Origin of the sequence: Paenibacillus barcinonensis (genome assembly GCF_003217495.1) — a bacterium.
Lineage (GTDB): Bacteria > Bacillota > Bacilli > Paenibacillales > Paenibacillaceae > Paenibacillus > Paenibacillus barcinonensis.
On sequence record NZ_QJSW01000018.1, the window covers coordinates 43,344 to 61,035 of the forward strand.

The window sequence follows — 17,692 nt, forward strand, 5'->3', positions numbered from 1 at the left end:
GGCGAGAGCTTTGACATTTTTGCGGGATAGCTTTTTTGCATGCATGAATCTTGATGAAAGATCGCTTCCAGGTTTGACTAGTAACAGCTTTAATAAGAGAGAATAATTTATAACTAAGCTTTGGCAGCAGAAGGCCAAAAGGAGTGGGCAAGGATATGGAATTTACGAAAATGCACGGACTAGGCAATGATTTTATTATTGTATTTGGTGAAAAGGAGCTTCCTTCAGATGCGGCTGAGCTTGCGGTAAAGTGGTGCAATCGCTTCTTCGGCATCGGAGCAGATGGCCTGGTATATATATTGCCTTCAGAGAAGGCGGATTTTCAGATGCGTATTATGAACTCGGACGGCTCGGAGGCAGAGCAGTGCGGCAACGCCATTCGTTGTGTGTCCAAGTACGTATACGACCACGGTCATGTTGACCGTGAGCAGATTACGATTGAAACGATTGGTGCAGGCGTGCAGCCAGTAAACCTTAATGTCCGGGATGGCAAGGTGGAAACGGTGCGTGTAGACATGGGCGAGCCAATCCTGGACGGTCTCCAGGTGCCGACAACCGTTGATGCGAACCCTGTAATGGATCATTACATTGAAGCGAATGGACATGCATTCAAATTTACGGCGGTATCCATGGGCAACCCTCACGCCGTCATCTATGTAGATGATGCAGTAAACTTTGATCTGACAACCTGGGGGCCGCTGCTGGAAGTGCATCCGATGTTCCCGAAGAAAATCAATGTGGAGTTCGCAACTGTACGTGATCGCGGATATGTAGACATGCGTGTATGGGAGCGTGGAGCCGGTCCGACGCTGGCTTGTGGAACGGGCGCTTGTGCAACACTCGTATCATCTGTGCTGAACGGTCACACAGATCGTACCGCGGTAATCAGCTTGAAGGGTGGAGACCTTCATATTGAGTGGAACGAGGCGGATAACCACGTCTATATGACTGGACCAGCCGAAGTGGTATTCAAGGGAGTTACTTCATAGGCAATTGCAATTACGTAAGATGAGATCAAAGAGGCCTGAGGGCCTCTTTTTTTAATCATTGTGTGCACAGTTCTGTCCAGCCCTCAAGAGCGTTTTCACGCGTTCGGCGGCAGGAATGTCCACTACAACTGGACAAACAGCAAAAACCTGTGTTTTTCTTCGTTTTTTAGCGTTTTTTATGTTACATTAGTATGAAATGATCACAGCCATGCGGGGGGAAATGGGATGAAGGCGGATTTACGCACAGCAATGAAACAGCGTGTTCTTGTTGGTGATGGGGCCATGGGAACGTTTCTATATCAAATGGGATTCCCAGTGGGGATTTCTTACGAAGAGTTGAACCTGATTTCACCGGAAGTTGTGGCAGAAGTGCATCGCCGCTATCTTGATGCGGGCACCGATATTTTTGAGACGAACACATACTCGGCCAATTTTGACAAGTTGTCCAAGTTTGGACTGGAGTCCAAGGTAGAGGAAGTAAACCGGGCAGGTGTGCGCATCGCCAAAGCGGTTGCAGGGACAGACGGATACGTTCTCGGCGCTGTAGGCTCTATTCGCGGTGGCAAACGAACAAACGTGTCTACCAGTGAATTGAAACGGTTCTATCAGCAGCAAATTTTTGCTTTGCTGGATGAAGGTGTAGACGGCATACTTCTCGAAACCTTCTATGATATTGAAGAGATGGACATTGCTCTTCTGCAAGCGCGTAAGCTGAGCGATCTTCCAGTGATCGGTCAATTCGCAGTAGAAGATGTGGGACATACGCTGGATGGTTACACGATGCCAGAAGCCTTCCGCATCATGCGTGAGCAGGGAGCTGACGTCATCGGCTTCAACTGTCGTTCTGGTCCAAATGGTATTATGCGTGCGATGGAAACTGTATCTGGACGCATTGGTGTTCCGATGTCCGTATATCCAAATGCGGGTGCGGCAGATTATGTGGATGGCCAGTTCCGTTATGGTGCAACGCCTGAATATTTTGGTCAAACTGCTGTGCAGTTTGCAGAGCTTGGTGCCCGTATTATCGGTGGATGCTGCGGTACAACGCCTGATCATATTACCGCCATTAAACAAGCGCTTGCGGAGTATGTGCCGCTGCCGATTGCGGAGCCTGATTCAGCAGAGAGCCAGCCGCGTATCGTGCTTCATGAGAATGTGGATGAACGTGCAGGACGCGGAGGTCAGCCAACGATTGTTGATCTGGTCAAGCAACGTCACACGGTCATTGTAGAGCTTGATCCGCCGCGTGATCTGGATATTGCCAAGTTTATGAAGGGTGCTGAGACGCTGAAGGCAGCTGGAGCGGATGCACTGACGCTGGCGGACAACTCTCTTGCTGTGACCCGCATGAGCAATATGGCTCTGGGACATCTGGTGCAGGATCGTACAGGTCTGCGTGCACTGGTGCATATCGCCTGTCGTGACCGCAATCTGATCGGGACCCAGTCCCATATGATGGGATTTGATGCGCTGGGCATTAACCATGTGCTTGCCGTAACTGGTGATCCTGCAAGATTCGGTGATTTGCCTGGCTCCAGTTCGGTGTACGATCTGACCTCATTTGAAATTATACGAATGATCAAACAGCTTAATGACGGTGTAGCCTTCTCGGGTAAACCGTTGAAACAGAAGGCTGGTTTCGTGATTGGAGCCGCGTTTAATCCGAATGTAAAACATCTGGACAAGGCGGTTCAGCGCCTTGAGAAGAAAATTGCCTCCGGGGCAGACTATATTATGACACAGCCTGTATATGATCCGGAACTGATCGTAAAGATGCACGAGGCAACCAAGCACCTTGACATTCCTATTTTTGTCGGCGTTATGCCCCTTGCAAGCGGACGTAACGCGGAGTATCTGCACAATGAGGTTCCGGGAATTCAGCTGTCGGATGAGGTGCGTTCCCGCATGGCAGGACTTGAAGGGGAAGAGGGCCGTGCGATGGGAGTAACGATTGCAAAAGAATTGCTGGATGTTGCTACAGAGCATTTCAAGGGTATCTATTTGATGACTCCGTTTATGTTCTATGGCATGACCGCTGAGCTGACTCAATATGTCTGGGAGAAGTCGGAGCATCAATGTCCTACTTGTTTCAACCCTAATAATCAATTACAATAGTAAAACGGATGTGATGCCGATGTCATTCAGTATGACCGGATACGGTCAATCCGCCTTTCATTTTGGCGGCTACAAGGTACAATTGGAGATCAAATCAGTCAATCATCGTTATTGTGAAGTCATGATGCGTCTTCCTAGAGAATGGACGTACTATGAGGATGGTTTGAGGAAGATCGTACAGAGCCGCTTGAAGCGAGGGCGGATTGATGTTTATGTAATGAAAGAAAAAGAGGAAGACCAGGCTCTTCCCGCTGTTCTGAATGAGCAGGCGGTTAGGGCCTATCTGCAGGCTGCAGAGCAGCTAGAGCGTCAATTTGGACTGCAGGGCAAGCCGAGCATTGTGGATATGCTGGGACTGCCGGATGTCATGGTTCAGTCGGATGGGACGAGCTTTGTGCCAGAGGAACAGAAGCATGAATGGGAGCAGGTTCTGCATGCTGGTTTGAATGAGGCTCTCTCCAGCCTTGAGCAGATGCGCGCTCGCGAAGGTCTTCATCTGGCCACTGATCTGGAACGACGGATTACCCGTCTGGAGTCACTGCACACCGAGATGCTTGCTCTTGCACCAACAGTGGTAAGTGATTACCGCAACAAGTTAAGGCAGCGGCTTACGGAGATGCAGGAAGAGGGCTCTTTCCCTTTTGATGAGCATAAATTGGGTATGGAAATCGCAGTGTTTGCGGATCGTTCCAACATTGAAGAGGAGCTTACACGTTTACTCAGTCATTTTGGACAGAGCAGGGAATTGCTGAAAAGCGAGGACCCGGTAGGCCGCAAGCTGGACTTTCTGATTCAGGAGATGAATCGGGAAGTCAATACGATTGGATCAAAAGCCAACCACTTGGCTCTGGTGAACCGTGTTGTCGAGATGAAGGCGGAGCTGGAGAAGATTCGTGAGCAAGCAGCGAACATCGAATGAACGGCCAAATTTCGACAGAAGAGTCGCATGTATAGGGGGAAGAACCTGATTATGGCAATCAAACTCATTAACATTGGATTCGGTAACATCGTATCGGCGAACCGGATTATATCCATCGTGAGTCCGGAATCGGCGCCGATCAAGAGAATTATACAAGAGGCAAGAGATCGTCACATGCTGATTGATGCAACTTACGGAAGACGTACGCGTGCCGTTATTATTACGGATAGCGATCATGTTATTCTGTCTGCAGTTCAGCCTGAAACGGTCGCCCATCGTCTTTCTTCAAAAGATGATGATAACGACGAATAAAATGGAGTGTAATATGTCTAAGGGATTACTAATAGTGTTGTCCGGCCCCTCGGGGGTCGGGAAGGGTACAGTATGCAGCGAGCTGCGTAAACGTGTGCCGAATCTGACGTATTCGGTATCAGCCACTACGCGTCAGCCACGTTTGGGTGAAGAGCATGGAGTGAACTATTTTTTCCATTCGCATGATGAGTTTCTGAAGATGATTGCCGAGGATCAGTTGCTTGAGCATGCAGAATATGTAGGTAATTATTACGGTACTCCGCGTGATTTTGTGGAGAAAACAATTAACGAAGGCCGCGATATCATTCTGGAGATTGAGGTTCAGGGTGCGCTTAAAGTGAAGGAGAAATTCCCGGAAGGGATTTTTGTGTTCCTGCTTCCGCCTTCTCTGGACGAGCTGAAGGATCGCATTCAGGGCCGTGGCACGGAAAGTCAGGCGACGATTGATCATCGCATGTCCGTTGCGGTGGATGAGATCAATCTGCTGGAACAGTATGATTATGCTGTGGTGAATGATGAAATCGAACTTGCCTGCAAGCGAATAGAAAGCATCATTATTGCCGAACATTGTAAGATCAATAAATAATTCCATTTGCCGCCGCATAGAGCGATATTCATGGGGCAGTTGTCATATCATGTTAAGGATGGGCTACGCCCGGATGTCTTAATGTGAAGGGCGCGCAACATAAAGGCTCTGTCCGGCGGCAACTTGTGATTATACTAAAGCAAAGAGGTGTTTTGTTAATATGCTGTATCCTTCAATTGATGAAATGATGAATAAAGTTGACAGCAAGTATTCCCTGGTTGTCGCGGCTTCTCGTCGTGCTAGACAGCTTCGCGAAGGCGAAAAATCCGAGCTGAGAAACGCAAAATCTCATAAACAGGTTGGCGTTGCACTGGAAGAAATCTACGGAGATCATCTGGTTGTACTCAAAGGACAGGATGAGGAGGAAGAGTAAGCCCTAGTGGCTGCTCTTCAACTGCATACGGCGAAGGCCGATTTATTTTGACAACCGCGAGGTTGTTATTTTTTTACGAATAAGCCTTCTCATTTTTTATTTATGAACTGTTATTTCATTGATATAGACGTCTTAACATGATCGGGGGATATACACATGTTGAACGGTAAAAGGATTGTGCTCGGTGTAACAGGCGGCATAGCGGCTTACAAGGCTGCAACCTTATGCAGCAAGCTGGTGCAGAAGGGAGCGGATGTGCACGTCATTATGACCTCTTCTGCAACACAGTTTATAACCGAATTAACGCTACAGACGTTAACCCGCAACCCGGTGTACACAGATACATTTGATGAACGGGAGCCGGCAGTTGTGTCTCATATTCATCTGGCTGATCTGGCCGATCTCGTACTGGTCGCTCCTGCGACTGCAAATGTGATTGCCAAAATGGCACATGGAATGGCTGATGATATGCTGACTACCACGTTGCTTGCTACCACTGCACCCGTGATGGTTGCACCGGCGATGAATGTGCATATGTATGATCATCCGGCGGTCAAGCAAAATATGAATGTGCTTGTTGAACGAGGCACGTTAATGATTGAACCAGGAGAAGGGCTGCTAGCCTGTGGTTATGTCGGCAAAGGACGTCTGGAGGAGCCGGAGACAATTGTGGATGTGGTGGAGCGCTTCTTTACGCAGCGTAATGCTGCTTCGATGCAGCGTGCCGGGCAGGGCTGGACCAATGTTCAGACACAGACACAAGGCCAGGAGTTGCTTTTAAAAGGAAAAAAGGTTGTGGTTACCGCTGGCGGTACGGTTGAGCGCATTGATCCTGTTCGTTACATTACGAATGACTCATCGGGGAAAATGGGTTTTGCCATCGCCGCTGCCGCGCGTGATCTGGGCGCTGAGGTCAAGCTGGTGATGGGCAATACGCAGGCACAACCGCCAGAGCAGGTGGAGGTTATCCCTGTGCAGTCCGCACAGGAAATGTATGAGGCAGTCTCGAGTGAGTGGAACGATGCAGATATCGTTATTAAGGCGGCAGCTGTCGCTGATTATCGACCTAAGGAAGTTTACACAGAAAAAATCAAGAAGAAAGGTGACACGCTGTCACTGGAGCTTGTGAAAAATATAGATATTCTGGAGACGCTGGGCAAACGGAAAACTCATCAGTATTTGATCGGTTTTGCCGCAGAGACGCAGTCGCTGGAAATGCATGCACGAGAGAAGCTGGAACGGAAAAATTGTGATCTGATCGTAGCCAATGATGTCACCCGCTCGGGAGCTGGATTCGGGACAGACACCAACGCGGTTCATATTTATGACCGGGATGGATTGGTAGAGGAGCTTGAATTGATGTCCAAGCAAGATGTGGCGCATCGCCTGCTTCGCATTGCGGCAGAGCGCATTGCCGGGAGGAATTAACCGATGGAGATTGCCAAGGTCATTGTCGATGTGCCTGTGAAGCAGACCGACCGGCCTTTTGATTATCTGGTGCCCGACTCCATGAAGGAATGGATTGAGGTAGGGAGCAGGGTGGGTGTACCTTTTGGACATCGCACGGTGCAGGGCTTTGTTGTGGATCTCGTTCCACGCACAGGGGAGGAATCGTTCAGGCTGAAGCCTATTCAGGAGCTGCTGGATATTGTGCCGCCGCTCTCGAAGGATCTGGTGGAGCTGGGAGAATGGATGAGCGACCGTTATGCGAGCAACCGTATTCTGTCCCTGCAGGTGATGGTGCCTACGGCGCTCAAGGGAAAAGCCGAGCGTTACATTTCGCTGGGGGATGCGCTGGATGGACGTGCCTTGGATGAAGCCTCCAAGGAAGAAGTGTTGTTTGTGTGGGGAGAGGAGTCCGCGGCCGAGAAGGTTCAGCAGGATATTATTCGTTTTGTGCAAAACAGGGGACAGGTTCCACTGCAGCAATTAAGCCGGAAATATCCGAACCATGCAGCGTTGATCAAAAAGCTGCTGCTGAGCGGTGTGCTGCTGGAAAGTCAGGCGATCAAGGACAAGTTGAATAAAAAAACGATGAAATCCGTTCAGCTGGCTGTAGATATTGCTACGGCGGAAGAGGCGCTTGATTCGTTCCCAGCCAAGGCGCAGCGGCAGAAGGAAATTCTTTCATTTTTGCTGGAGATGAAGGACCTGTTACCTATGCCGCTGAAAGAAGTGCTGGCTACCTTGCAGGTGTCGGCGGCGACCGTCAAGGGGCTTGAGGACAAAGGACTGGTCGTTACAGAGGATGTGGAAGTTTTCCGCGATCCGTATCAAGGCAGACGATTTAAACCAACCGAGCCTCTGGCATTGACTGAGGAGCAGCAAGGCGTGTTTGCCAGTATAAATGGTCGTTTGCAGGAGCATCGTCACGGTGTTTTTCTATTGCATGGTGTCACGGGCAGCGGTAAAACAGAAGTGTATTTGCAGACGATCCAGCAATGCATCAATCAGGACCGACAGGCGATTGTGCTGGTGCCGGAGATTGCCCTTACGCCACAGATGGTAGAACGTTTTAAGGGACGTTTTGGTGATCAGGTAGCGGTTATGCACAGCCGCCTTTCTGGCGGTGAACGTTATGATGAATGGCGCAAAATCCGTGAAGGTCAGGTCAAGGTTGCGATTGGTGCGCGTTCTGCTGTATTTGCTCCCTTCAGCCGGCTGGGACTGATTATTATGGATGAGGAGCATGAAACCTCGTATAAGCAGGAGGAGACGCCTAAGTATCATGCGCGGGATGTCGCGGTCAAAAGAGCACAGCAGCATCAGGCCGTGGTTGTTCTCGGCTCCGCCACACCTTCGCTTGAAAGTTATTATGCTGCGCGCTCGCAGAGCAATGATGATTTTGCACCGCTTTTGCTGGAAATGCCTACGAGAGCGCTTGGCAACAATCTGCCCACAGTGCGTATCATTGATATGCGCGAAGAGCTGAAGGATGGCAATCGTTCCATGTTCAGCAGGGCGCTGCACAAAGGAATCGAGGAGCGCGTGGAGCGCGGAGAACAGACGGTGCTGCTGCTGAATCGCCGCGGTTATTCCACATTTGTAATGTGCCGCAGCTGCGGATATGTGGCCGGTTGTCCTGAATGCGATATCTCCTTGACGTATCATCAGCGCTCCAACAATCTGCGCTGCCACTATTGCGGTTATGCGGAGGCTGCACCTGAAACCTGCCCGGATTGCGGAAGCGAGCATATCAGGTACTTTGGCACAGGAACACAGCGGGTGGAGGAAGAGCTGGCCAAGCTTTTCCCAGGGATTCGTGTCATTCGAATGGATGTGGACACCACGACCGAAAAGGGTTCGCATGAAAAGCTGTTAAAGCAATTTCGGGAGAAAAAGGCCGATGTCCTGCTTGGGACCCAGATGGTTGCCAAAGGACTCGATTTCCCTGATGTGACTCTGGTGGGGGTAATCACCGCGGATTCAGCCCTGAATTTGCCTGATTTTCGTGCTGCGGAGAAGACGTTCCAGCTATTGACTCAAGTGGCTGGTCGGGCGGGACGTCATCAATTGCCAGGAGAAGTGTTCGTGCAGTCCTATACGCCTGAGCATTATTCAATTGGCCATGCAAGCCAGCATGATTACGTGTCCTTTGTACGAGAGGAGCTTCTGCATCGCAGAACGTTACAATATCCACCGTATTGTCGTCTGATTCTGGTGACGTTCTCCCACGAGCAGCTCCCGGTATTGATTCGATTGGCCGAGAACTATACCCGATTGCTAAAAGAGAAGGCAAATGCGGCTGGCTGGCTGGGTAGCCTGGATCGTTTCAGCAACGATGCCTTTGATGTGCTTGGGCCTGTAGCTTCGCCAATCCCGCGGATCAAGAATAGATACCGATTCCAATGTATGATAAAATGGCGTGGGGATGTGGACGCAATCGGTCTGGCTCTGGCAACGGCCCGGTATATGGATGATGATGTTCAGGCCCAAAAGTTGCTCATTAGTCTTGATGTAGACCCGCAGATGTTAATGTAGACATCTCACAGCTTTTTATATACAAAAAATGTGGATGCGAACAAGCGGTATAAACATAGATTAAAATCAGCATATGATAAGAAAATGCTTGCCGTGAAAACCAAATGAAATGTTTGCTGTGAAAACAAGATAAGAATTAGGAAGGTGCTTACTACATGTCGATTCGTATTATCGTTAAAGAACCAGATGAGGTGCTTCACAAGAGAGCCAAGGAGGTTACCAAGGTTACACCCAATGTGCAGAAGCTGCTGGATGATATGGCAGACACGATGTATGATGCAGAAGGCGTAGGTCTGGCTGCTCCTCAGGTGGGTATTCTGAAACGGTTGATTGTCATTGATGCGGGGGATGAGCAAGGGCTGATCAAAATGATCAATCCCGAGATTATTTCCAGTGAAGGGGAGCAGTTCGGACCGGAAGGCTGCCTGAGTATCCCTGGTATTAATGGTGATGTCCGTCGCTATGAGACTGTAACGGTTAAAGGGCTTGATCGCGAAGGTAAGGAGCTGATCATTACAGGCAGCGGCCTGTTGTCCCGTGCCTTCCAGCACGAAATTGACCATTTGAATGGTGTGCTTTTCACCGATATCGCCGAGAAAGTATATGAAATTGCAGCCGATCAGACTGGACCGCGTCGTAATTAAGGAGTGATTGATTTGAACATCGTTTTCATGGGAACCCCTGAATTTGCTGTGCCCTCCCTGGATATGTTGATGGCAGAAGGTTACCATATTGTCGGTGTGGTAACCCAGCCTGACAAACCGCAGGGTCGTAAAAAAGTGCTGACACCAACACCGGTGAAGGCTGCAGCTGAGCGCCACGGTCTACCGGTGTTTCAGCCAGTCAAGCTGCGTGACCCGGAAGCTGTAGCTCGTCTTGCGGAATGGAAGCCGGATTTGATTGTGACGGCTGCATTTGGACAGATTCTGCCCAAAGCTGTATTGGATATGCCGATTCGTGGCTGCGTGAACGTTCATGGCTCTCTCTTGCCAAAGTACCGTGGAGGAGCACCGATACAACGCTCTATTATTAACGGAGAAGCGGTGACAGGTGTCACACTGATGTATATGGCAGAAGGACTGGATACCGGAGATATGATCTCTCGGGTGGAGGTGCCTATTACAGATGAAGATACATCTGGTACGATGTTTGCCAAGCTCAGTGAAGCAGGCTCCAAGCTGCTTCAGGCAGAAATGCCGCGCCTGATTGCTGGTGAAACGACAGCCGTGCCGCAGGACGATAACCAGGCTTCATATGCTCGTAATCTCACCCGTGAAGACGAGAAGATCGACTGGAGTCGCACTTCACGAGAATTGTATAATCAGATTCGCGGTCTTGTGCCTTTTTCAGGCGCATTCACGATGTGGGAGGATCAGGTATTTAAAGTTTGGGCTGCGGCTAATCCTGCACAAGTTCAAACAGAAGCTTCAGCTGTGCCTGGCATTGGACAAGTCGAGCCGGGAACGGTGCTACAGTTGAATAAATCGGGTATTGAAGTACAGACAGGCAATGGTACCTTGTGGTTGACAGAAGTACAACCTGCCGGTAAAAAAGTGATGCAGGCCGCTGACTTTGCTCGAGGTGGAACCTTGAAGCCAGGAACGGTGCTGCGATGAGTAGCAATAAATCAGGAAACAACCCTAAATCAGCAAATAACGATAAGTCACGTAATAACACCAGAGCAGGCCGCTTCTCGGATAAAGGTGTCAAGAATAGTGACTCCAGGAACGTGAACAACAGCGCGCGCATGCAGAAGCCAAAAGTCTCTGCACGTGCGCTTGCGGTTAAAGTGCTGAGTGCAGTTGAGCAGGATGGGGCGTACAGCAATCTGGAATTAAATCGCCGTCTCAAGGAGGCTGAGCTTAGTTCTGCAGATGCAGGACTTGCTACCGAATTGGTGTACGGAACGATTGCAAGACGGAATACACTTGATTATTATCTGGAGCGTTTTGTTGCCAAAGGTGTAGCCAAATTGCAGCCTTGGGTACGAAGTCTGCTTCGAATCAGTGTCTATCAGATCATCTACCTGGATCGAATTCCGGAACATGCCGTTGTGAGTGAGGCTGTTAATCTGGCGAAGAAGCTGGGTCATCAGGGAATCTCCGGTATGGTGAACGGCGTGCTGCGGAATATGATTCGAAATCGGGAACAACTGCAGATCCCTTCACATCTTCCTGTTGCTGAACGGATTTCGCTGGAGCATTCTCATCCGCTGTGGATGGTAGAGCGTTGGATTCGTCAGTATGGTGAAGCGACAACGGAAGCCATCTGCCGGGCAAATAATGAACCACCAGCAGTGAGCGTGCGTGTGAATGCAACGATGACTACACGTGCAAAAATGATGGAGGAGATGGCAAGCAGCGGTGCGGTTGTTGAAGCTTCACGTCTCAGTCCAGATGGCATTCTTGTACGAAGTGGCGGTAATATGGCGCTAACGTCCTGGTATCGGGACGGGCTGTTCTCTGTACAGGATGAAAGCTCTATGCTGGTTGCCGAGGCTGTGGCCCCTGAAGAGGGACAGCGCGTATTGGACTGCTGTGCAGCTCCGGGCGGAAAAACAGCGCATATGGCGGAGAAGATGCAGGATCGCGGTCAAATTATAGCTAACGATGTTCATGCCCATAAGCGTGAGCTTATTCTGGAGCAGGCGGAACGTCTTGGACTTGGGTGCATTGATGCGGTAACCGGAGATGCACTTGATTTAAACAAGCGATACGCCGAGGCTTCATTTGACCGGATTTTGCTGGATGCACCTTGCTCGGGTTTAGGCGTGATTCGCCGCAAGCCTGACGTAAAATGGAGCAAGTCGGCATCGGATATCGAGGATATCTCCAGCCTGCAAAGCGAGCTGCTTGATCGGGTAGCGCCGCTGCTCAAACCGGGCGGCATTCTGGTGTACAGCACATGTACCATAGAAGCAGCCGAGAATGAAGACATGGTGGCGGGCTTTTTGAGTCGTCATCCTGAATATCAGGCGATGGAAACGTCTAACTGGTCGCAGTCCGAAGCCCGAAGCTGGAAGGCTGTGAACGGTGGTGTTCAGATTCTGCCGCAGGATGCTCACAGTGACGGTTTTTACATTGCAAGGTTGACAAGAACGGTTAACTAACAGTTTAATAAGCACGGAAGGAAGGCCGCCGAGGGAAACCACGGCGGATTTCTTTGTGAGAGGATAGCCTGGTGAAATCAATGGGGGATCTATTGGTGAAATCAAGCAGGTAAAATGATGTCAAGATGCGATAGCGGCATCGAGGTGTTATAATGCATGAAGAACGTGTCTCACGGGTATACATGGATGTAACGTGGTGTTTGTGATAGAATAGGACGAATGCAGTAAAATGATCGAAAGCAAATGAAAAGAAAAAAGGAATAGGTGTTGACAACAAAATGAAACCTTTTATATACGATTTTTCCCTGGAGCAGTTACAGCAATGGGCTGTTGAGAACGGGGAGCCTGCGTTTCGCGGCGGCCAGATTTTTGACTGGATCTATGTGAAACGTGTGAATGATTTCAGTGAAATGACAAATCTGTCCAAGGCTTTGCGCGAGAAGCTGGCAGATCAGTTTGAATTTGTAACCCTCAAGGAAATTACCAAGTTTGAGTCCAAGGATGGCACTGTGAAGTTCCTCTTTGGTCTGCATGATGATCATGCGATCGAGACGGTTATTATGAAGCATAATTATGGCAACAGCATCTGTGTAACGACACAGGTCGGCTGCCGGATCGGCTGCACATTCTGTGCATCCACGTTAGGTGGACTCAAGCGTAACCTTACAGCAGGTGAGATTGTAGCTCAGGTTGTACAGGCCCAGAAGATACTTGATGAACGTAATGAACGTGTCAGCAGTATCGTCATTATGGGTTCCGGAGAGCCGTTTGAAAACTACGAAGCAACGATGACGTTCCTGCGGATTATGATCCACGAAAAGGGTCTGAATATCGGTCAGCGTCACATTACTGTGTCTACGAGCGGAATTGTACCGAACATCTACAAGTTTGCAGATGAAGACACACAGATCAATCTTGCCATTTCGATCCATGCGCCGAATGATGCTCTTCGTTCGAAGCTGATGCCGGTTAACCGACGTTTCCCGTTTGAAGATGTGATGGAGTCTCTTCGTTATTATCTGGCCAAGACGGGCCGAAGAATTACGTTTGAGTATGCTCTGATTGGCGGCGTGAACGATCAGCCGGAGCATGCGGCAGAGCTGGCAAGTGTGCTTAAAAACATGTTGTGCCATGTCAATCTGATCCCGGTTAACCATGTACCGGAGCGCAAATATGTTAGAACATCCAGAAGTGACATATTTAATTTCCAGAGAATTCTCTCCGAACAGGGAGTTAATGTAACGATTCGCCGTGAACAGGGACATGATATTGCTGCCGCTTGCGGCCAGCTTCGTGCAAAGCATATGGAGTTGAGGTGAGAGCGTTTTGATCAAAACAGTTCATGTGAGCCATATCGGACGAGTACGTTCGGTGAATGAAGATTCAGCCTGGATTCGTAATCTCGATACAGGATATATTCTGGGAATCGTTGCGGACGGCATGGGTGGACATCTTGCTGGAGATACGGCGAGTCGTCTAGCAGTGGAGACGCTGGTAGAGGATTTGGCGACACTGGAGCCAGGTCTGTCCCATGCTTCCCTGTCAGCTGCACTTAGCGATGCGATTCTTCATGCGAATGAAGTCATATTCCGCACAGCGTCTACGGACGATAAGTATCATAATATGGGAACGACAGTGGTCGCTGCCCTATTAAATGATGCAGAAGGTGTGATAGGACATATCGGGGACAGCCGCGCTTATAAAATTGCAGGCAAGGAAGTATTACAGCTGACCGAAGATCACACATTGGTAAATGAATTGTACAAAAACGGTCAGATCAGCAAAGAAGATGTGACTCATCATCCGCGGCGCAATGTGCTTACTCGAGCCCTTGGCACAGATGCCGAGGTGAAGGTAGATATGGATACTGTTCGCTTGGAAGAAGGCGAAGTGTTGCTTCTCTGCAGCGATGGACTCAGTAACCTGGTCAGCAATGAGCAGATTATTCAGGTTGCAGGCAATCTTGAACTTGCGCTAGAGGATCGCGCTGACCGATTGCTTCAATTGGCACTGCTCGCTGGAGGAGACGATAACATCACGGTAGCGTTATTCGAACCTCAGCATCAGGATGCCGTGCATACGGAAGCGGGGTGTGAGTCATGATTGGGCATCAGCTAGGCGGACGCTATGAAGTGATTGAGCGTGTTGGCGGCGGAGGCATGGCTCTTGTGTACAAAGCTCAGGACTTGCTTTTGAACCGAAATGTAGCGATTAAGGTTCTTAGACAGCAGTTTGTGCATGATGAAGAGTTTATTCGACGTTTCCGCAGAGAAGCACAATCGGCAGCATCTCTTTCCCACCCTAATGTGGTTAGCATCTATGATGTGGGTCAGGAAGATGAAGTGCATTATATCGTTATGGAATATGTGGAAGGTAAAAATCTGAATGAGATTATTAAGGAGCGTGCGCCTTTACAGGTTGACGAGGCAGTACACATTGCTTCCCAGATTGCGGACGCACTGGACCATGCGCATCATAATCAAATCATTCATCGGGATATCAAGCCGCATAACATCTTAATCGGCCGAAATGGTCGCGTGAAAGTGACGGATTTCGGTATTGCCCGTGCCGTAACCTCTACAACGATTACACAGACCGGCTCCGTTGTCGGTTCTGTTCATTATTTCTCGCCAGAGCATGCCAAGGGCATCGTAACTGGTGAGAAATCGGACTTATATTCTCTCGGCATTGTACTCTATCAAATGCTGACCGGGCAGCTTCCTTTTTTGGGAGAGAGTCCGATCAGTGTGGCCCTGAAACATTTGCAGGAAGAGTTTGATGAACCGCGCAAATTCAATCCGCTTATCCCGCAAAGTGTGGAAAATGTCATTCTCAAATCCATGCGGAAAAATCCGCAGGAGCGTTACCAATCAGCCAAGGAAATGCAGAACGATCTGGAGACATGCCTGTTGCCAGAGAGACGCAATGAGACAAAGGTTGATTTTCCCGATGAGGATGATATTGACCAGACTCGTGTTATGCCTGCGATTAAACCGGAGCCGCGTGGAATGACGTCCACCGGTGCTGTACCGGTAATGAATGCGGATGAAGACATGAATGCGAGTAACTTGAAGAAGAAAAACTGGAAAAAACCGACACTGCTTATATCACTGACTCTTCTTATTCTAATCGCGATGGTTGGAGTCGTATGGTATGTCAAGGGTATGCTCGTTGTACCTGAGGTCACCGTACCTAATGTGGTCAACCAGACGGAAGAAAAGGCCCGCGAGCTGTTGGAGGCTGAAGGACTGGTAGTAAGCAACGAGGTCATTCGACAGTACAAGGAAAATGTAGATGCAGGCATGGTCTTCGATCAGAGCAGAAATGCAGGCGATGTGGTTAAAAAAGGTACGGAAGTGCAGCTCAGTGTTGGCGCGGAGAAAGCAAAAACAAAAATGATTGATGTTAAGGGAGGCCCTTATACAGAAGCGGTCAAAAAACTGACTGCATTGGGCCTCAAGGAGGACCAGATCAAGCGCAAGGACGAATTCTCTAACGAAGTAGCTTCAGGTTTGGTTATTTCCCAGACACCTGGTGTGAATGAAGAAATTGATCCTGAGCTGGTTGAAATTGAGTTAACCGTAAGCAAGGGTACCGAAACGGTCAAAATGCCTGATCTGAAAAATCATACGCGTAGTGAAGCAGAGCAATTGCTGAAAGACAAGGGACTTGTGCTTGGGCAGGTACAGGAGGAATCCAGTTATACTGTGGATGAAGGCAAAGTCACCCAGCAATGGCCTGTGGAAGCAGGAGCAGATGTGAATCCTGGCGACAAGATTACGATCTTTATCAGCACAGGATATCCGCCTGAAGCGTTGAAGTATCCGTTTAATATCAACGTATCACCCAAAGAAGTCGGTAAAAACAGTAAAATCCGTATTACCTATGAGGATGCACGCGGTAAAAATCAGGAGTGGGGAACACGTACGATTAATTCTGCTCAAGTCCTGACGATTCCGCTGGTGCTTGCACCAAATGAAAACGGTGCGGTGTCTGTGTATCGTGATGGCAAGTTTCTGGATACGTACGTTGTTTCTTACAGTGAAGCGAAGAATGGTACGGTAAATGTTCCGTCCATTGATCCTGAGCAGAGCACACAAGCGCCACCCGCGAATACCCCTGATCCCGGAAATGGTGACAACGGTAACGGTAATGTGGACAATGGCGGGGAAACGGACCCTGGCTCCACTCCGGTTGATGGAGAAGGAGATAACCAGGAAGGAGACACTTCGGCCATGAAGACGGATAAAGGTCCAGGCAAGCATAAAGAGGATAAGAAAAAAGGAGTTATTAACGCATCAGGCCGTCCATAAGGACGGCTTATGCTGGCGTAAGGTGTAATCAGACATTGTGAATGAACAGAACTGACTTGAAGGAGGGCGACGGAGCTGTGCCAGAGGGTATCATCGTGAAAGCATTAAGTGGTTACTACTATGTCATGCCGATGGAAGACAACGGGGTTCCTTCGGTTGAAGGTTCCGCCGTTCAATGTAGAGCCAGGGGGATTTTTCGTAAAAGAGGCACGTCTCCACTGGTTGGTGATCGTGTAAACTACATGCTGACAGAGAACGGCGAAGGAACAGTAGATGAAATTCATAAGCGTGAGACTGAATTAATTCGTCCGCCTGTGGCCAATGTCAGCCTGGCTGTTCTGCTGTTTTCGGTCAAAGAGCCTGACATGAATCTAAATCTGCTGGACAAGTTTCTTGTTCATATTGAACAGGCAGGGCTTGATGCCTTGATTGTACTAACCAAACAGGATCTAATCGACCCGGAAGCCGAGAATCGGGATGTTGTCACTGAAGTAAAGGCGCTATATGAGCAAATTGGTTACGAGGTCATTTCAACCAGTTCTCGTACAGGAGAAGGAAGCGAGCTGCTCAGAGAACGTTTAGCTGGCAAGATCAGTGTATTTTCGGGTCAATCCGGTGTAGGCAAGTCCTCTATGCTGAATGCACTGATGCCTGGACTTACGTTGGAGACAAGCGCAATTAGCATGCGTCTGGGACGTGGTAAACACACCACCAGACACGTAGAGCTTATTCCATTGGATAATGGCGGGTTTGTTGCAGATACGCCGGGATTCAGCCAACTGGACTTTCTGGAGATCGGTGTGGAGGAATTATCCACTTGTTTCCGGGAGTTTGCGCAGTTTGCGGATCAGTGCAAGTTCCGCGGGTGTACACATACGCATGAACCGGGCTGCCGGGTGTTGGCGGCGAAAGCAGAAGGGTTGATCTCCGAAAGCCGATATCAGCACTATGAGCAGTTCCTGACTGAAATGAAAGATAAGAAGCGGAGGTATTAA

The 17,692-nt window shown here is 49.3% G+C and carries 15 protein-coding genes; all 15 read left to right on the forward strand.

Translation table 11 applies throughout. The features are described from left to right. Positions 1 to 155: 155 nt before the first annotated feature. The 15 genes from dapF to rsgA all read left to right on the forward strand — a co-directional run bounded on the left by dapF (position 156) and on the right by rsgA (position 17,692). Positions 156 to 989, forward strand: a complete 834-nt coding sequence (dapF, locus tag DFQ00_RS21670; RefSeq protein ID WP_110898619.1) for a diaminopimelate epimerase — start codon at positions 156 to 158, stop codon at positions 987 to 989. Positions 990 to 1,214: 225 nt separating this feature from the next. Continuing rightward, positions 1,215 to 3,104 carry a bifunctional homocysteine S-methyltransferase/methylenetetrahydrofolate reductase gene (locus tag DFQ00_RS21675; RefSeq protein WP_110898574.1) on the forward strand — a complete coding sequence of 630 codons (1,890 nt, stop codon included), beginning with the start codon at positions 1,215 to 1,217 and terminating at the stop codon, positions 3,102 to 3,104. Positions 3,105 to 3,123: 19 nt separating this feature from the next. Continuing rightward, positions 3,124 to 4,023 carry a YicC/YloC family endoribonuclease gene (locus DFQ00_RS21680; RefSeq protein ID WP_110898575.1) on the forward strand — a complete coding sequence of 300 codons (900 nt, stop codon included), beginning with the start codon at positions 3,124 to 3,126 and terminating at the stop codon, positions 4,021 to 4,023. A 51-nt stretch (positions 4,024 to 4,074) separates the two neighbouring features. Next, positions 4,075 to 4,335: an extracellular matrix/biofilm regulator RemA gene (gene remA / locus DFQ00_RS21685; RefSeq protein WP_006209218.1), complete on the forward strand. Its 261-nt coding sequence runs from the start codon at positions 4,075 to 4,077 to the stop codon at positions 4,333 to 4,335. Between the two features lie 13 nt (positions 4,336 to 4,348). Beyond that, complete coding sequence (gmk, locus tag DFQ00_RS21690; RefSeq protein ID WP_110898576.1) at positions 4,349 to 4,921, forward strand: guanylate kinase; 573 nt, start codon at positions 4,349 to 4,351, stop codon at positions 4,919 to 4,921. Positions 4,922 to 5,081: 160 nt separating this feature from the next. After that, positions 5,082 to 5,294 carry a DNA-directed RNA polymerase subunit omega gene (rpoZ, locus tag DFQ00_RS21695; RefSeq protein ID WP_110898577.1) on the forward strand — a complete coding sequence of 71 codons (213 nt, stop codon included), beginning with the start codon at positions 5,082 to 5,084 and terminating at the stop codon, positions 5,292 to 5,294. A gap of 156 nt (positions 5,295 to 5,450) precedes the next feature. After that, a complete protein-coding gene (coaBC, locus tag DFQ00_RS21700) occupies positions 5,451 to 6,722 on the forward strand; it encodes a bifunctional phosphopantothenoylcysteine decarboxylase/phosphopantothenate--cysteine ligase CoaBC (protein ID WP_110898578.1) in 1,272 nt (423 codons plus the stop codon). A 3-nt stretch (positions 6,723 to 6,725) separates the two neighbouring features. Beyond that, a complete protein-coding gene (priA, locus tag DFQ00_RS21705; RefSeq protein WP_110898579.1) occupies positions 6,726 to 9,275 on the forward strand; it encodes a primosomal protein N' in 2,550 nt (849 codons plus the stop codon). Between the two features lie 155 nt (positions 9,276 to 9,430). Next, positions 9,431 to 9,919 carry a peptide deformylase gene (def, locus tag DFQ00_RS21710; RefSeq protein ID WP_110898580.1) on the forward strand — a complete coding sequence of 163 codons (489 nt, stop codon included), beginning with the start codon at positions 9,431 to 9,433 and terminating at the stop codon, positions 9,917 to 9,919. A 12-nt stretch (positions 9,920 to 9,931) separates the two neighbouring features. Continuing rightward, a complete protein-coding gene (gene fmt, locus DFQ00_RS21715) occupies positions 9,932 to 10,891 on the forward strand; it encodes a methionyl-tRNA formyltransferase (RefSeq protein ID WP_110898581.1) in 960 nt (319 codons plus the stop codon). A 131-nt stretch (positions 10,892 to 11,022) separates the two neighbouring features. Continuing rightward, positions 11,023 to 12,384, forward strand: a complete 1,362-nt coding sequence (gene rsmB, locus DFQ00_RS21720; RefSeq protein WP_110898620.1) for a 16S rRNA (cytosine(967)-C(5))-methyltransferase RsmB — start codon at positions 11,023 to 11,025, stop codon at positions 12,382 to 12,384. 278 nt (positions 12,385 to 12,662) lie between these two features. After that, entirely contained in the window at positions 12,663 to 13,703 is a 1,041-nt protein-coding gene (gene rlmN, locus DFQ00_RS21725; protein ID WP_110898582.1) for a dual-specificity RNA methyltransferase RlmN, read from the forward strand. 7 nt (positions 13,704 to 13,710) lie between these two features. Beyond that, complete coding sequence (locus DFQ00_RS21730; protein ID WP_110898583.1) at positions 13,711 to 14,487, forward strand: Stp1/IreP family PP2C-type Ser/Thr phosphatase; 777 nt, start codon at positions 13,711 to 13,713, stop codon at positions 14,485 to 14,487. Further along, positions 14,484 to 16,697, forward strand: coding sequence for a Stk1 family PASTA domain-containing Ser/Thr kinase (gene pknB, locus DFQ00_RS21735; protein WP_110898584.1), 2,214 nt, complete (start codon positions 14,484 to 14,486; stop codon positions 16,695 to 16,697). The genes DFQ00_RS21730 and pknB overlap by 4 nt, the downstream gene beginning before the upstream one ends. 77 nt (positions 16,698 to 16,774) lie before the next feature. Then, positions 16,775 to 17,692, forward strand: a complete 918-nt coding sequence (rsgA, locus tag DFQ00_RS21740) for a ribosome small subunit-dependent GTPase A (protein ID WP_110898585.1) — start codon at positions 16,775 to 16,777, stop codon at positions 17,690 to 17,692.

Bases quoted from the DNA above. Each gene is read 5' to 3' on its own strand.
- coaBC (WP_110898578.1), top strand. From the start codon at position 5,451: ATGTTGAACGGTAAAAGGATTGTGCTCGGTGTAACAGGCGGCATAGCG.
- rsmB (WP_110898620.1), top strand. From the start codon at position 11,023: ATGCAGAAGCCAAAAGTCTCTGCACGTGCGCTTGCGGTTAAAGTGCTG.
- priA (WP_110898579.1), top strand. From the start codon at position 6,726: ATGGAGATTGCCAAGGTCATTGTCGATGTGCCTGTGAAGCAGACCGAC.
- pknB (WP_110898584.1), top strand. From the start codon at position 14,484: ATGATTGGGCATCAGCTAGGCGGACGCTATGAAGTGATTGAGCGTGTT.
- DFQ00_RS21675 (WP_110898574.1), top strand. From the start codon at position 1,215: ATGAAGGCGGATTTACGCACAGCAATGAAACAGCGTGTTCTTGTTGGT.
- rpoZ (WP_110898577.1), top strand. From the start codon at position 5,082: ATGCTGTATCCTTCAATTGATGAAATGATGAATAAAGTTGACAGCAAG.
- gmk (WP_110898576.1), top strand. From the start codon at position 4,349: ATGTCTAAGGGATTACTAATAGTGTTGTCCGGCCCCTCGGGGGTCGGG.
- DFQ00_RS21680 (WP_110898575.1), top strand. From the start codon at position 3,124: ATGTCATTCAGTATGACCGGATACGGTCAATCCGCCTTTCATTTTGGC.
- remA (WP_006209218.1), top strand. From the start codon at position 4,075: ATGGCAATCAAACTCATTAACATTGGATTCGGTAACATCGTATCGGCG.
- dapF (WP_110898619.1), top strand. From the start codon at position 156: ATGGAATTTACGAAAATGCACGGACTAGGCAATGATTTTATTATTGTA.
- def (WP_110898580.1), top strand. From the start codon at position 9,431: ATGTCGATTCGTATTATCGTTAAAGAACCAGATGAGGTGCTTCACAAG.
- rlmN (WP_110898582.1), top strand. From the start codon at position 12,663: ATGAAACCTTTTATATACGATTTTTCCCTGGAGCAGTTACAGCAATGG.